The organism is Streptomyces hokutonensis, from assembly GCF_000376565.1.
Taxonomy (GTDB): domain Bacteria; phylum Actinomycetota; class Actinomycetes; order Streptomycetales; family Streptomycetaceae; genus Streptomyces; species Streptomyces hokutonensis.
The window spans coordinates 17,305-31,495 of record NZ_BARG01000081.1; the positions used below are offsets into that span (position 1 = coordinate 17,305).

Sequence of the window (14,191 nt, forward strand, 5' to 3'; positions counted from 1 at the left end):
GGTCGCAGGAGTCCTCCAGCTCGGCCAGCACGTGCGAGGACATCACGATCGTGGTGCCGGACTCGGCGGCCTGCGCCATGAGGAGGCCCATCATCTGGTGCCGGGCCAGCGGGTCCAGGTCGGCCATCGGCTCGTCCAGGAGCAGCAGTTCGGGCCGCTTGGCCAGCGCGAGGGCGAGCGCGACCCGGGTGCGCTGGCCGCCGGAGAGGGCCCGGATGTTCGACTTCGGGTTGAGGTCGCCGTCCGCGACGACCCGCTCGGCGACAGAGGCGTCCCAGCGGTCGGTGTTGAGGTCGGCGCCCATCCGCAGCGTCTCGGCGACCGTGAGCTGCGGATAGAGGGGCTTGTCCTGGGCGACGTAGGAGACCCGCTCGCGGGCCGCGCCCGGACGTCCGCCGAGGACGGTGATCTCGCCCTCGCTGGGGGCCAGCAGTCCGGCGGCCAGGGCGAGGAGCGTGGACTTGCCCGCGCCGTTCGGTCCGACGACCGCGCAGACGCGCCCGGCCGGCAGCCGGAACGCGCAGTCCCGCAGCGCCCAGCCTCCCCGCCGGCCGAACCGCTTGCCGAGCGCGGCGGCCTCTATCGCGGCGGTGCCTGTCATGAAGGTTCTCCTTGGAAGTGCTTTTCGAGTACGGCGGTGAAGAGCGCGGCGATGTCGTCCCGGCCGAGCCCGGCCTCCCGGGCCCGCTCGGCCCAGTCGTCCAGCTCCAAGCGCAGGGGCGAGTCGGCGGGCGTGGTGCTCAACCCCTTGCGGACGAAGGTGCCCAGGCCCCGGCGGGCCTCGACCAGTCCCTCGCGCTCCAGCTCGCGGTAGGCCTTGAGGACGGTGTTGGGGTTGATGGCGGTGGCCTCGACGACCTCGCGGGCCGTCGGCAGCTTGTCGCCGGGCTCCAGCATGCCCAGGCGCAGCGCCTGCTTGGTCTGCTGGACGATCTGGACATAGGTGGCCACGCCGCTGTGCCGGTCGATGCGGTACTCGACCACTGGGGTTCCACCACCCTTTCACTAATTGAGTAGTGAAAGGGTGGTGCAGAAGGGCTGAGAAAGTCAAGAGAGATCTGTGCGCCGATCCGTGAACCGGTCGGCGGGGCTCGTGCGATGAGGAGATGTGAGCGATACGGGAAGCGACGGGGAGCTGCTGCGGGCCATCGCGGCGGACGGCGACCGGCGCGCGTTCGAAGAGCTGTACCGGCGGTACGCGCCATGGCTGACCGCGCGGCTGCGCGGCCGGTGCGCCGACGCCGGGATGGTCGACGACGTCGTACAGGAGACGTTTCTCGCGGTGTGGCGGGGCAGTGCCCGCTACCGCGAGGACGGCGACGTGGCCGGGTGGCTGTGGCGGATCGGGTCGCGGCGGCTGATCGACGTGCTGCGCGGCGACGGGGCGCGCGGCCGGATGCGGCAGGCGCTGGCGCGGCTGCGGCACCGGGACGAGGCGTCGGCGGAGGAGCGCGTGCTCGCGGGGGTGGAGCACGGGGACCTCGCCGGCGCGCTCGTCCGGCTCTCGCCGGAGCTGCGGGCGGTCCTCCAGGCCACCGTGATCGACGGGCTGACCACCCGGGAGGCGGCCGTCCTGCTGGGCATCCCGGCCGGCACGGTCAAGACACGGGCCATGCGCGCCCGTAAGCAACTGCGGGAGGAGCTGGCATGACCTGGCATGTGGCCGAAGACGACGTACGCGCCTATGCGCGGGGCGAGTTGGCACCGCCCATGCTCTGGTCCGCCGACACGCACATCGCCCGGTGTGCCGAGTGCCGGGACCTGTTGGCCTCCGTCACCGACCCCGTCGCGCTCGACGCGGGCTGGGAGCGCCTCGACGCCGAACTCGACGCCCCCAAAAGGGGGTTGGTGGAGTCGCTGCTCGTGCGGATCGGTGTCGCCGACCACACGGCACGGCTGCTGGCGGCGACGCCGGTGCTGCGCCGCTCGTGGCTCGGCGCGGTGGTCGCGCTGCTGGTGATGACGGTGCTCGTCACCAACTCCCTGAAGGCCGCGGCCTCCCCGACCCTCTTCCTGGGCCTGGCCCCGCTGCTTCCGCTCGCGGGGGTGGCGCTGTCCTACGGCCCGAAGTTCGACCCGACGTACGAGATGACCGTCGTCGCCCCGCTGCACGGCTTCCGGCTGCTGATGATCCGTACGGTCGCGGTGCTGGTCGCCGGGCTCGGCCTCAACGGCCTGGCCTCGCTGGCCCTGCCGGAGTACGGGCTGCGCGCCCTGGCCTGGCTGCTGCCCGCGCTCGCCCTGACGACGACGGGCCTGGCCCTGACCCCACGGCTGGGCCCGGTCCTCGCGCCGTCCCTGGTCGGCGGCGGCTGGGTGGCGTTCCTCGTCGTGGCCAACAGCATGCACGGCGGCACGCTCGCGCCGTTCACCCCGGCCGGGCAGGGGGTTGCCGCGGCGGTGGCCGCCCTGGCGGCCGGACTCCTGTACCTGCTGCGGGACCGCTTCGACTCCCGCCCGACCGCCTTCGGCGACCTCGCCTGAATTCCGCATCCGGCTTGCCCGACTCGCCGTCCTGGCCCGCCGGACGGCAGCGTCGCGGCCGGCCGCCGGGGCTTCCGGCGAGACCGGGACCGCCTCGATGTCCCGCCCGTCCCTTCGGGCCCCTCATCTGAACCTCTCGAACCCTGACTGGAGTTCCGTACATGACCACCACCGTCTCCGCGGCCGGGCTCAGCCTGCGCTACGGCTCGACGCACGCCCTCGACGACGTGTCGCTGCGGCTCGGCGAGGGCGTGACCGGCCTGCTCGGCCCCAACGGCGCTGGAAAAACCACCCTGTTGAGGGTGCTCGCCACCGCGCTGCCCGCCGACTCGGGCGCCTTCACCGTGCTCGGCCACGACCCCGGCACCACGGCCGGCCGACAGGCGGTGCGGCGCGTCCTCGGCTATCTGCCGCAGACGCCCGGCTTCCACCCGGACTTCACCGCCTTCGAGTTCGTCGACTACGTCGCGATCCTCAAGGAACTCACCGACCGCGGGGGCCGCCACCGCGAGGTGCGGCGGGTGCTGGAGGAGGTCGACCTGTCGGACGTGCGCGGCAAGCGCATCAAGAAGCTGTCCGGCGGGATGCGGCAGCGCGTCGCGCTCGCCGCCGCCCTCGTCGGCGACCCCGGTTTCCTCGTCCTCGACGAGCCGACCGTCGGACTCGACCCCGAACAGCGCATGCGCTTCCGGGAGTTGATCGCGAGGGCGGGCGAGGGCCGTACGGTCCTCCTCTCCACCCACCAGACCGAGGACGTCGCGATGCTCTGCCACCGCGTCGTCGTCATGGCCGGCGGCACCGTCCGCTTCGACGGCACCCCGGCCGAACTCACCGCACGGGCCGCCGGCCGGGTGTGGAGCGGCACGGAACGCGACCCCGCCGCGATGGCGGGCTGGCGCACCGGACTCGGCGCCTTCCGCAACGTCGGCGACCCGCCCCCCGGCGCGGAACTCGTCGAACCCACCCTGGAGGACGGCTACTTGATCACCCTCGACGGCATGGCCGCGGAGGTGGCGGCATGAGCGCCGTACTGGAGAAGGCACCCCCGGCCGAACGCGCCGACGAGCAACGACGTTCCCGGTCGGCGGTGTTGGCGCTGGCCCTCTTCGAGGCGCGCAAACTCCTGCTCCGCCTCCCGGTGTTGGCCATGTTCGTCCTCTACGTCGCGTGGATCGGCTGGACCATGCGCGACGCCTGGACCACATTCCCGGCCCTCCAGGACGTCGACCGCGCCACCCAGACCGGCCCGCTGCTGCCCGCCCTGGCCGTCCTGCTCTGCGCCAACCAGGCAGTCCTGCGCTCCCGGCGCCAGGACACCGACCGGCACTTCGACGTGCTCGTCCTCGAACCCTGGCGCCGTACGGTCGCGTTCGCGCTGTCCGTCGTACCGGCCGCCGGGCTCACCGCGCTGCTGGTGGCCGCGCAGTTCACCTGGGGTGTGATCGCGCCCGGCTCGGTCGGTCACGGTTCGGTGGGCGAGCTCCTCGTCGGACCGCTCACGGTGCTGCTCGCCGGAACGGCCGGAGTACTGCTGGCCCGGGTGGTGCGGTCGCCGTTCGCGGCACCGATGCTTCTGGTGCTGGCGTTCTTCTCGACGCTCTTCCTCGGGGCGATCTCGACCGGCTCCGACGGCAGCGCGACCCGGTGGCTGGTCCCGGTCATCGGCGACGCGAGCAGCAAGACCCTCCCCTCCGACCTGCTGGGCCGCCCGGCCGTCTGGCACGCCCTCTACCTGTTCGGCCTCGCGCTGACCCTGGCGCTGGCGGCGGTCCTGGTCAACGGCGGCCGTACGAAGACCGTCGCCGCCGCGCTGGTCGTGGCGGTCGGCCTGGGCACCTGGGGTGCGGTGGGCCAGGCGGCCAAGGTGTCCAAGTCGACGACCGACGCCCGCGTGCTGGCCACCCTCAACCCGGCGAAGGTCCAGTCCTGCGCCCGGCACGGCAACTCCACGTACTGCGCGTTCCCGGAGTGGATGCCCCGCACCGGCACCTGGGCCGAGGTCGCCGACCACGTCCAGTCCCTGGCCGGCGGCACCGCGGCCCAGGAGAAGCTGCTCGTACGGCAGCGCGTCGACGCCCGCTACGGCATGGACGGCGACGGCGCGATCGAACCGTCCACCACGCCCTACCAGGTGACCGTCGGCACGCGCTGGGGCGGCCCCCGCGTACCGGAGTTCGCCGCGGCGGTCTCCTCCGTGCTGGTCACGGGCAGCGAGAAGGCGTCCGGATCGCTCTGCGACGGCCGCATGGTCACCATCATGTGGCTGGCACTCGGCTGGCAGTCCGACCCGCTGACCCAACTGCGCGCGGTCCGGCTCGACGACAGCGTGAGCGGCTCCGCGATCGTGCTCTCGCCGACCAACCCGATGTCGATGACGGCCGAACAGACCACGGTGGTACGGGAGTTGCTCACGGCCGGCAAGGTCACGGTCGCCCCCAAGGTGAAGGCGCACTGGGCGGAGCTGACGGCCCCCAAGGTGACCACGGCGAAGGTGGCCGAACTGCTGGGCGTCAAGGCACCGGCGGGGGCGGACAAGTGCGTGTGACGACAGGAGTGTTGGGGCAGCTGGTGCGCCCGGTGCTGCGCGCCCTGCCCCGGCGGGCGCTCGGCGCGGGTGCCGGTGCGGGCCTGCTGCTGGCCGCGCTCCCGAGACTGCTCTCCGACGACCCCGATCAGTGGACGGCGCTGCTCGTGCTGCGCGGCGCGGCGCTCGCGCTCGCGCTGGGCCTGACGTTCCTCCTGGACGACCCGGCCCGCCAGGTGACGGTGGCGGTCCCGACCCGTCGCATGCTCCGGACCGCCCTGCGCACCGCACTGGTCGTCCCCCTGGCGGCCCTGTGGTGGACGGCGGTGGTTCTGCTGATCCCGTCCGAGATACGCCCCCCGGTCGGCGCCCTCACCCTGGAGGCGGCCGCCGCGGCGGTCGTCGCCCTGGCCGCGTCGGCCACGGCGGTCCGCCTCACCGACGAGGCGGAACCGGGCCAGCGGGTGGCCATCGCCCTCCTCGCCACCTCCATGGCGGCGGCCCTCCTGTTCCCGGAGAACTGGGGCCTGTTCGCCGCCCCGAAGGACAAGTGGTGGGCGGTGGGTCACGACCACTGGGCGTTCGTCCTGGCGGGGGCGGCACTGGTGTGGGCGGCGTGCGGGCCGGAGCCGGTGCGGCGCAGGCGGCTGCGGCTCATCCCTTCCTGACCGGGCTCCTCACGACTCCGAGCGGTACATCAAGTCCGTCTCGTACGTCGTGAACCCCAGCCGCTCGTACACCGACACCGCCGCCTTGTTGTCCGCGTCGACGTACAGCATCGCGGTCGGCAGGCCCTGCGCGGCCAGGTGCCGCAGGCCGATCGTCGTCAGGGCCTTGCCGAGGCCGCCGCCCTGGGCGCCGGGGAGGACCCCGACGACGTAGACCTCGCCGCGCTGTTCCTCCGCGTGGACCTTCGTCCAGTGGAAGCCGATGAGTTCGCCGGCGCGTTCGGCGAGGAAGAAGCCCTGGGGGTCGAACCAGGCCTCGGCCTTGCGGTCGTCCAGGTCCCGCTGGGTGAGGGAGCCCTGCTCGGGGTGGTGGGCGAAGGCGGCGGCGTTGACGGCGAGCCACGCGGCGTCGTCGTCGCCGGGGACGAAGGTCCGTACCGTGACGCCCTCCGGGAGGACCGGCTCGGGCAGCTCCAGATCCGCCAACGACCGCCGCAGCTGGCGCAGTTCGCGGAAGAGGGCGAGCCCGAGGACCTGGGCGAGATGGCGCGCGGCGGGATGCCCGCCGTGCGCCCAGACCCGTAGCCGCTTGCCCGAAGCGGCCAGCAGCGCGGCGCCGAGCGCCCGCCCGTGCCCGTGCCCCCGGTCCGAGGGGCGGACGAGGAGTTCCGCGGCCGGTGCCTCCACCGGGTCGGTGTCCTCCAACTGCCCGTAGCCGACGAGCTCTTCGCCCAGGGTGAGCAGCAGATGCGAGACCCCGGGCCGCGCGCCGCCGCGCAGCTGCAGCCGCCCCTGTTCGGACACCGCGGGCTGTCCGTCGGTCCTGGCGGCCTCGGCGATCAGCGCGAGGACGGTCCCGGCCTGGTCCGGGGTGAGCTCGGAATAGGTCTCGATGGAGCGGGAGATGGGCGCGGGCCGTGCGGTGTCGTCGCTGGTCATGGCCTCAGGGTAAGCGGACCCACCAGCAAAGTGGCGGCAAAGAAGAAACCAGGATGTAACCAAGAACCCCCTGTCACGCTACGCGCGTTGACCCTAGGCTGCGCCGGAACGTGGTGACTTCTCAGCCAACTCACAGGGGGGCTCATGCCAGCCACTTCCCAGCCGTTCCGCCCGCGCAGACGCCGTGTCGCCGGCCTGCTCGCCGCCGCAGCGAGCCTGGCCACGGCCGGTGCGCTGGCCGCCGCGCTGCCCGCCGACGCGCACGGAAACCCGAGCGGCGACTACGGGCACAAGCCCAGCCGCTACCAGGACGTGCAACTCCTCTCCTTCAACGACCTGCACGGCAACCTGGAGCCCCCGTCGGGTTCCTCCGGCCGGGTCACCGAACTCCAGGCGGACGGCACGACGAAGACGATCGACGCGGGCGGTGTGGAGTACCTCGCGACGCATCTGCGCGAGGCCCGCAAGAACAACCCGTACTCGATCACCGCGGCCGGCGGCGACATGGTCGGCGCCTCCCCGCTGATCTCGGGCCTGTTCCACGACGAGCCGACCATCGAGGCCCTCAACAAGCTGGACCTGGACGTCACTTCGGTCGGCAACCACGAGTTCGACGAGGGCGCCAAGGAACTGGCCCGCCTCCAGAACGGCGGCTGTCACCCCACCGACGGCTGCTACACGGACAAGAAGTTCACGGGCGCCGACTTCCCCTACCTCGCGGCCAACGTCCTCGACGAGAAGACGAAGAAGCCGATCCTCAAGCCGTACTGGGTGTGGAAGAAGAACGGCGTCAAGGTCGGCTTCATCGGCGTCACGCTGGAGGGCACCCCGGGCATCGTCTCCGCGGACGGCGTCAAGGGCCTCCAGTTCAAGGACGAGGTCGAGACGATCAACAAGTACGCCAAGGAGCTGCAGAAGCAGGGCGTGAAGTCGATCGTCGCGCTGATCCACGAGGGCGGCTTCCCGGCCTCCGCGTCCTACAACTACGACTGCGACGCGTCCGGCGGCGGCTCCGGCATCTCCGGCCCGATCGTCGACATCGCGAAGAACGTCACCCCGGCCGTCGACGCCCTCGTCACCGGCCACACCCACAACGCGTACGTCTGCACGATCAATGACCCAAGTGGCAAGCCCCGTATGGTCACTTCGGCCGCGTCCTTCGGCCGCCTCTACACGGACACCACGCTGACGTACGACCGCTGGACCGGCGACATCGCCCGTACGGCGGTCAAGTCCGCGAACCACGTGGTCACCCGGACCGTGCCCAAGGCCGCCGACATGACCGCCCTGATCGGCAAGTGGAACACCCTCGCCGCCCCCATCGGCAACCGCGCCATCGGCTACATCTCCGCCGACGTCAACAACACCGGCACCGAGTCCCCGATGGGCGACCTCATCGCCGACGCCCAGCTCGCCTACGGCAAGGAGCTGGACCCGGAGACCGACCTCGCGCTGATGAACCCGGGCGGGGTGCGGGCGGGCCTGACCTACGCGGCCAAGGGCGCGGAGGGCGACGGTGTGGTGACGTACGCCGAGGGCTTCACGGTGCAGCCGTTCGCGAACACCGTGAACCTCCAGGACTTCACCGGCGCGCAGGTGATCCAGACGCTCAAGGAACAGGTGAGCGGCACGAACGCGGCGGCGCCGAAGATCCTCCAGCCCTCGTCCGGACTGACGTACACCCTGGACCTGACGAAGACCGGCGCGGACCGCGTGGTCACGGACTCCATCCGTCTGAACGGCGCCGCGATCGACCCGGCGGCCACCTACCGCGTCGCGACGAACAGCTTCCTCGCGGGCGGCGGCGACGGCTTCCCGACGCTGGGGCAGGGCACCGGTGACCTGGTCGGCACGGACGACCTCTCCGCACTCGCGCAGTACCTGACCGCCCACTCCTCGGCGGCGAGCCCGCTCACGCCTCCGGCGGCGAACCGGATCACGGTGGTGCAGTAGCAGTCAGCAGTTCCTCCCTGCTCAGGGGGCCCGGTGCCGCAGGTCGGCGCCGGGCCCCTTCCGTTTTCCCGAGGCCTGGGCCGTTCTAAATTCTGTGTAAGGGCGGGTTCAGTTCCGCGAATTCCATAAGAATCATCCATGGCAATCGCACAGGAAGGTCTAAGCGAAAATCGCTTTTCCTGGGCCGGAAGTCCAGTAGTGTTTTCCATGTCGAAAGCGAACAGCGCAAACGGCAGAGGCAACACAAGACAAAGGAGAGCACCATGAGCTTCCACAAGATCGTCCCGGTCAAGAAGCACCACAAGCCCGCCCCGGCCCCCAAGAAGGCCCCGAAGAAGCCTGCTCCGGCCCCGAAGCGCCGCCCGGTCGGCCACAAGTAAACAGACCTTAAGACGTCGTAATAGGGAGGGAATTAATCATGAGCTTCAACAAGATTCACCCCATCAAGAAGTCCCACAAGCCCGCTCCGGCCCCCAAGAAGCCGGCGCCGAAGAAGCCCGCTCCGAAGCGTCGCCCGATCTCCCACAAGGGCTGACAAAGAATTTACAGGCGTAATTCAAAGGCAGTTGCAGCAGATCGGTTGAAGAACTGTTGCAGAACCGCAGCAGACACCGCGACAGCCGTACCAGAGAGGGAACCCGTCATGAGCTTCCACAAGATCGTCCCGGTCAAGAAGCACCGCAAGCCCGCCCCGGCCCCCAAGAAGCCCGCACCCAAGAAGCCGGCGCCGAAGCGCCCGGTCGGGCACAAGTAAGCAGTCCCGAGAGCCGCAGAAGACCCGCAGTACTCCACACCCGGCCGCAGCGCCGAACTCCCAGGGAGGGAACCCACCATGAGCTTCCACAAGATCGTCCCCGTCAAGAAGCACCGCAAGCCCGCCCCCGCCCCGAAGAAGCCCGCGCCGAAGAAGCCGGCGCCGAAGAAGCCGGTCGGGCACAAGTAAGCAGTCCCACGAGCCGCAGAAGAAGACCCGCACCACCCCCCACCCGGCCGCAGAGCCGAACCCTCGGAAAGGGAACCCACCATGAGCTTCCACAAGATCGTCCCGGTCAAGAAGCACCGCAAGCCCGCCCCCGCCCCGAAGAAGCCCGCACCCAAGAAGCCCGCGCCGAAGCGCCCCGTCGGGCACAAGGGCTGAGCCAGCACCCAGTGAGGCGGGGCCACCGGTTAGCGAGTCCGCTCGCGCCGGTGGCCCCGCCTCGGCCACGTCCAGGCCGCAAACCGTAGTCCGAAGGGAGTTGTTGACCATGAGGGAAGCCCGTGAGGCCTTCCGCCGTTTCTGGCCGCTGACCCGCGGTGACCGCAAGTGGCTCGCGGTGATCATCACGTGCGTCATCGTGTCGGCGCTCGCCGAGACCGCCGCGATCCTGCTCTTCGCGGAGCTCACCGACAACGCCCTCAAGGCCGGTTCGCTGTCCGCGTTCTGGGGCCCGGCCGCCGCGTGGCTAGGCGTCGCCGTACTCGGCGCGCTCGTCGGCTACTTCGGCAACTCCCTCGCCACCTGGACCGCCGAACGCTTCGTCCTGCGCCTGCGCGCGAACGTCTTCCGCCACGTCCAGGACCTCCCGCCCCACTTCTTCCAGAAGCACCGCCAGGGCGACCTGGTCGAACGCCTCACCGGAGACGTCGAGGCCATCGAGCAGATGGTCGTGTCCGGCGTGGTCGGCACCATCTCGGCCGCCTTCTCCGCGGTCTTCTACGCCTGCGCGGCCCTGTACCTCCGCTGGGACCTGGCCCTGGCCACGTTCGTCCTCGCGCCCCTCTTCCTCCTGGCCGCCCGCCGCTTCTCCGGCCGTATCAAGCAGGCCTCGCAGGACGAGCGGTCCGCGGACGGCGCGATCACGTCGGTGGTCGAGGAGTCCCTCGGCAACGTCGTGTTGACCCAGGCGTACAACCGCCGCCGCGACGAGGAGAAGCGCCTCGACATCGAGGCCCGCGCGTGGATGAAGGCATCGGTGCGAGGCGCCCGCCTCAGCGAGATGTACGAGCAGTTCGTGGAGGTGGTGGAAACCCTCTGCGTACTGGCGGTCATCGGCCTCGGCGTCTGGGAGATCTCCGCCGACCGCATGACTCTCGGCGCGCTCCTCGCCTTCGCCGCCTTCATCGGCTACCTCTACCCCCCGGTCCGCAACCTCGGCCAGCTCGGCCTCACCCTCACCGCGGCGACCGCCGGCGCCGCCCGCATCAACGAGATCCTGGACGCCACCCCGTCCGTCGGCGACCCCCGCGAACCCGTCCCCGCCTGGCCCGTCCACGGCTGGGTCAGCTTCCACGGCGTGACCTTCCGCTACCCCGGCGCGGCCCGCGACACGGTGGAGAACGTGACGTTCAGGGCGGACCCGGGAGAGCTGGTGATCGTCACGGGCGAGAGCGGCGCGGGCAAGTCAACCCTCTCCAAGCTCCTCACCCGCTTCTACGACCCCTCCGAGGGAGTGATCTGCCTGGACGGCGTCCCCCTCCGTGACGTACCGCTCGAATTCCTGCGCGAGAACGTGGCGTTGCTGCCCCAGCAGACCCTGATCCTCAACGGCACGATCCGCGAGAACATCGAGTGCGGCCGACCGGGCGCGACGGACGAGGAGATCGAGCGGGCGGCGAGGGCAGCGGCGGCCCACGACTTCATCACGGCCCTTCCCCAGGCCTACGACACGGAGATCGCCCCCGGCACGGCGGCACTCTCGGGCGGACAGCTCCAGCGGATCGCGATCGCGCGGGCGATGTTGCGCCAGGCCCCGGTCCTGGTCCTGGACGAACCGACGGCCGGCCTCGACTCGGTGGCCGCCCGCCAGGTGATCCAGCCCCTGCGCCGCCTGATGTCCGGCCGTACGACCATCATGATCACCCACGACCTGAGCCTCGCCCCCGACGCCGACCGCATCCTGGTCGTGGAGGGCGGACGCCTGGTGGAGACGGGTACGCACGCGGAGCTGGTCGCAAGGGGCGGCGCGTACGCGCGACTTGCGGGCCCGCTGCCGGAGATGGCGATCACGGGACAGGGCACGGGACGGCACCGCGCGGAGGACACGATGATCCTGCGCCAGGTTCCGCCACCGGCACCCGACGAGACGATGATCCTGAGGCTGCCGCTCAAGTAGCCGTCAACCGGCGGGAGTTGCCCGAAGGCTGTATCCCAGCCCCCGCACGGTGTGGATGAGCCGCGGTTCGCCGCGGCTCTCCAGTTTCCGGCGCAGATACATGACGTAGACGTCGAGTGTGTTGGACGCGGGCTCGAAGTCGAAGCCCCAGACCTGCCGGTGGAGCCGGGGCCGGGTGAGTACGGTGCCCGGATGGTGGAGCAGGTACTCCAGCAACACGAACTCGGTCCGGGTGAGTTCGAGGGGCCGGCCGCCGCGGGTGACGGTACGGGTGCGCGGATCCATGACGAGATCGTGGAACACGAGCTGTTCGAGCCCGGGAGGCGGAGGCTCCTCATCGGCCGCCCGCCGCCCACTCCTCCGCAGCAACGCCCGTACCCGGGCGAGCAGTTCGTCCACCGCGAACGGTTTGCTGAGGTAGTCGTCGGCACCGTTGTCGAGGGCGACGATACGGTCGCCGACGGCGGTCCGGCCGGTGAGCATCAGGATCGGCACGGTGGACCCCGAGGCGCGGATGCGCCGCGTGGCGGCGAGCCCGTCCAGCTCGGGCATGGTGACGTCCATCAGCACGAGGTCGGGCGCGGCGGCGTCGTCAGGTACGCCGAGCAGATCGATGGCGGTACGCCCGTCTCCCACGAGGACGGTCTCGTACCCCTCGAATCTGAGCACCCGGCCGAGCCCTTCGCGTACGTCCGCGTCGTCGTCGGCCAGCAGGATCTTCCGCGCCAGCGCCATTCGAACACGGTGTGACCGGGGGCTGTGGTGGGGCTGGCAGCGGGGTAGCAGGGGGCTATGCGTGGGCCGGCCCCAGGTCGAACTCCAAGATCTCCATCCCCGCGAACGACGTCCGCTCCAGGTCGAGTTGAAGCCACACGCGAGGCTCTTCCTCGTCGTCGAGATGGATCCAGGTGCTGGCGGCGCGGTTGTCGGGAGCGGTCCGGAGGTACCTGCAGGTCGGGCTGCACCCGCACCATCCGTGGAAGCGCAACCGCGCCACGGTCCGCGCCAGTTCCGGCTCGCCCTCTCCGACCAGGGCCGCGTCCAGGAACGAGACCAGCGTGGGATAGACGTCCCTCAACAGCGGGGGTTCGATCTCGCTCACCCGACCAGGCTAGTGGGGGGCCGACTTGGCCCGTGGGGTGAGGCGCGCCCAGCGCCAGTGCAGGAGGGCGGCGAGCAGAGCGAAGGCGCCGAGAGGAACGCAGACGAGCAGCAGCACCGGCTCGGTGTCCCGGCCGGTCGCCACCCGCCACAGCGTGACCAGGAACATGGCCAGCAGGACCAACAGGGCGCCGCTGGTGGCCCGTTCCCAGGCCTTACGGTGACCGGAATGCCGCCGGATCCGCTCCTCGACCTCGGGCCGCTGCTCCCAGGCCATGCCACGGTGCCGGGCGGCCGTCTCGCGCAGGTCGTCGATCTCGGCGCCGAATTCCGGGAGTTGGCCGTCGTCGACGTGCGGGAGAAGCAGGCGTCGGCCGTCGTTGTCGTAGAGGAACGTGAGCCACTGGGAGTCGCCGCTGCGCTGGTTGCGGCGGGGCTCGACCCGGATGTCGTAGATGTCGTGCCAGCTTCGGCGCCGCGTGCGCACGGCTCCGCGCACGGCGATCCCGTCCGCCGTGACGAAGGTGTGCCGGCGCCAACTGGTGAGCAGAGCCCAGACGAACAACCACAGCAGCAGGGCGTCGATGACCAACCGGGTCCCGTCGCCGAAGACATTGGGGTCCCGATTCATCTGGTAGAAGGAGTTCCCGACGGCAATCCCCATGAAGGCGAACCACCCGCGGCGGATCCGTCTCCGTCGCCCGTACTCCCGCTCGATGCCCCGCTCGTGCACGTCCTGGCCCATGCCGACTCCCCCGTGTAGGACGGGAGTTGATGGTAGGTCGGCAAGCTGTGCCTGTCAGGAGGTGAAGGTGGACGAGACCGGTCCAGGGTCACCGTTCGCAAGGGTCGCGAACGCGGCGGCGATGGGTGGTTGACGCGTAGGGAGTGTCCCCGAGGATGGTGATCAGTGCGGCCAAGATCACCATCCCACGGGGCGCGGGGGTATGCCCGGCTTCACTTGTACGGGGAGCGGTCGGTCGACCTACTCGTTGAACCACTCGCTGGAATACCAGATGCCGTCGCCGTTCCAGGAGATGTCCATCGAGTAGTGGTGGAGGTCGTCGACGTTGTATCCCTTTTTGCCACAGCCGCTGTCGCCGCCATCCGTCAGGATGAGCACGGTTCCCCCGTTGTGGGTGATCGAATTCACTTCCCACAACCTGCCGACGACGCCATGGCCGTCGGCTTTGGTGTCGCAGACCGAGAAGACGTCGCCGTCGTCGTGGAACTTTATGTAGCCCCTGCCGCCAGGCAGGTAGACGATCTTGTCCGAAAGGGCGCTTGCCGGAGCCGCTGAGCCACCGATCACGGCGAGGGTGGCTGCGCCGATGGCCGCCAGCCTGGAGAGCTTCGATCTGGTCATGTTTTCCCCGTTCTCTGCGATGTGCGGAGTGTCCGAGGGCAGGGTGGTCAGGCTGCCGACG

Annotated in this window: 13 protein-coding genes and 1 pseudogene; 7 read left to right on the forward strand and 7 right to left on the reverse strand. The window is 70.6% G+C overall.

Annotation, left to right across the window (positions count from 1 at the left end):
• Positions 1 to 103: 103 nt before the first annotated feature.
• Both SSP08S_RS64820 and SSP08S_RS42290 read right to left on the reverse strand, forming a co-directional pair.
• Positions 104 to 601: pseudogene (locus SSP08S_RS64820) on the reverse strand (ATP-binding cassette domain-containing protein); the annotation flags it as partial.
• Complete coding sequence (locus tag SSP08S_RS42290) at positions 598 to 984, reverse strand: GntR family transcriptional regulator (protein WP_019073708.1); 387 nt, start codon at positions 982 to 984, stop codon at positions 598 to 600. The pseudogene SSP08S_RS64820 and the gene SSP08S_RS42290, both read right to left, overlap by 4 nt.
• Before the next feature lie 124 nt (positions 985 to 1,108).
• On the opposite strand from SSP08S_RS42290, the gene SSP08S_RS42295 reads away from it, so the two are divergent.
• The 5 genes from SSP08S_RS42295 to SSP08S_RS42315 all read left to right on the forward strand — a co-directional run bounded on the left by SSP08S_RS42295 (position 1,109) and on the right by SSP08S_RS42315 (position 5,676).
• Positions 1,109 to 1,651, forward strand: coding sequence for an RNA polymerase sigma factor (locus SSP08S_RS42295; RefSeq protein ID WP_019064514.1), 543 nt, complete (start codon positions 1,109 to 1,111; stop codon positions 1,649 to 1,651).
• The gene (locus SSP08S_RS42300; protein WP_019073709.1) at positions 1,648 to 2,484 is read left to right on the forward strand and encodes a cupin domain-containing protein; all 837 of its coding nucleotides are present in this window, start codon (positions 1,648 to 1,650) and stop codon (positions 2,482 to 2,484) included. Before SSP08S_RS42295 ends, SSP08S_RS42300 begins: the two co-directional genes overlap by 4 nt.
• Before the next feature lie 161 nt (positions 2,485 to 2,645).
• On the forward strand, positions 2,646 to 3,506 hold the full coding sequence (locus SSP08S_RS42305; protein ID WP_019073710.1) for an ABC transporter ATP-binding protein: 861 nt from the start codon (positions 2,646 to 2,648) through the stop codon (positions 3,504 to 3,506).
• Positions 3,503 to 5,029, forward strand: a complete 1,527-nt coding sequence (locus tag SSP08S_RS42310; RefSeq protein ID WP_019073711.1) for a hypothetical protein — start codon at positions 3,503 to 3,505, stop codon at positions 5,027 to 5,029. The genes SSP08S_RS42305 and SSP08S_RS42310 overlap by 4 nt, the downstream gene beginning before the upstream one ends.
• A complete protein-coding gene (locus tag SSP08S_RS42315; RefSeq protein WP_369407114.1) occupies positions 5,026 to 5,676 on the forward strand; it encodes an ABC transporter in 651 nt (216 codons plus the stop codon). The genes SSP08S_RS42310 and SSP08S_RS42315 overlap by 4 nt, the downstream gene beginning before the upstream one ends.
• A gap of 9 nt (positions 5,677 to 5,685) precedes the next feature.
• Here the strand turns inward: SSP08S_RS42315 and mshD are convergent, their stop codons facing one another.
• On the reverse strand, positions 5,686 to 6,615 hold the full coding sequence (gene mshD, locus SSP08S_RS42320) for a mycothiol synthase (RefSeq protein WP_019073713.1): 930 nt from the start codon (positions 6,613 to 6,615) through the stop codon (positions 5,686 to 5,688).
• A 144-nt stretch (positions 6,616 to 6,759) separates the two neighbouring features.
• On the opposite strand from mshD, the gene SSP08S_RS42325 reads away from it, so the two are divergent.
• Together SSP08S_RS42325 and SSP08S_RS42355 are read left to right on the forward strand one after the other, a co-directional pair.
• On the forward strand, positions 6,760 to 8,568 hold the full coding sequence (locus tag SSP08S_RS42325) for a bifunctional metallophosphatase/5'-nucleotidase (RefSeq protein ID WP_019073714.1): 1,809 nt from the start codon (positions 6,760 to 6,762) through the stop codon (positions 8,566 to 8,568).
• A 1,247-nt stretch (positions 8,569 to 9,815) separates the two neighbouring features.
• On the forward strand, positions 9,816 to 11,663 hold the full coding sequence (locus tag SSP08S_RS42355) for an ABC transporter ATP-binding protein (RefSeq protein WP_019073720.1): 1,848 nt from the start codon (positions 9,816 to 9,818) through the stop codon (positions 11,661 to 11,663).
• Positions 11,664 to 11,666: 3 nt separating this feature from the next.
• On the opposite strand, the gene SSP08S_RS42360 is transcribed toward SSP08S_RS42355, so the two are convergent.
• From SSP08S_RS42360 to SSP08S_RS42375, 4 genes are all read right to left on the reverse strand, one after another.
• Positions 11,667 to 12,398 carry a response regulator transcription factor gene (locus tag SSP08S_RS42360; RefSeq protein WP_019073721.1) on the reverse strand — a complete coding sequence of 244 codons (732 nt, stop codon included), beginning with the start codon at positions 12,396 to 12,398 and terminating at the stop codon, positions 11,667 to 11,669.
• Between the two features lie 55 nt (positions 12,399 to 12,453).
• Positions 12,454 to 12,765, reverse strand: coding sequence for a hypothetical protein (locus SSP08S_RS42365; RefSeq protein WP_019073722.1), 312 nt, complete (start codon positions 12,763 to 12,765; stop codon positions 12,454 to 12,456).
• 9 nt (positions 12,766 to 12,774) lie between these two features.
• On the reverse strand, positions 12,775 to 13,509 hold the full coding sequence (locus tag SSP08S_RS56950) for a PH domain-containing protein (RefSeq protein WP_019073723.1): 735 nt from the start codon (positions 13,507 to 13,509) through the stop codon (positions 12,775 to 12,777).
• Positions 13,510 to 13,749: 240 nt separating this feature from the next.
• A complete protein-coding gene (locus SSP08S_RS42375; protein ID WP_019073724.1) occupies positions 13,750 to 14,130 on the reverse strand; it encodes a hypothetical protein in 381 nt (126 codons plus the stop codon).
• Positions 14,131 to 14,191: the final 61 nt, after the last annotated feature.

Excerpts from the sequence above, each read along its gene's own strand:
- SSP08S_RS42360 (WP_019073721.1), bottom strand. The coding sequence starts at position 12,398 with ATGGCGCTGGCGCGGAAGATCCTGCTGGCCGACGACGACGCGGACGTA.
- SSP08S_RS42325 (WP_019073714.1), top strand. The coding sequence starts at position 6,760 with ATGCCAGCCACTTCCCAGCCGTTCCGCCCGCGCAGACGCCGTGTCGCC.
- SSP08S_RS42310 (WP_019073711.1), top strand. The coding sequence starts at position 3,503 with ATGAGCGCCGTACTGGAGAAGGCACCCCCGGCCGAACGCGCCGACGAG.
- SSP08S_RS42375 (WP_019073724.1), bottom strand. The coding sequence starts at position 14,130 with ATGACCAGATCGAAGCTCTCCAGGCTGGCGGCCATCGGCGCAGCCACC.
- SSP08S_RS42355 (WP_019073720.1), top strand. The coding sequence starts at position 9,816 with ATGAGGGAAGCCCGTGAGGCCTTCCGCCGTTTCTGGCCGCTGACCCGC.
- SSP08S_RS42300 (WP_019073709.1), top strand. The coding sequence starts at position 1,648 with ATGACCTGGCATGTGGCCGAAGACGACGTACGCGCCTATGCGCGGGGC.
- SSP08S_RS42305 (WP_019073710.1), top strand. The coding sequence starts at position 2,646 with ATGACCACCACCGTCTCCGCGGCCGGGCTCAGCCTGCGCTACGGCTCG.
- mshD (WP_019073713.1), bottom strand. The coding sequence starts at position 6,615 with ATGACCAGCGACGACACCGCACGGCCCGCGCCCATCTCCCGCTCCATC.
- SSP08S_RS56950 (WP_019073723.1), bottom strand. The coding sequence starts at position 13,509 with ATGGGCCAGGACGTGCACGAGCGGGGCATCGAGCGGGAGTACGGGCGA.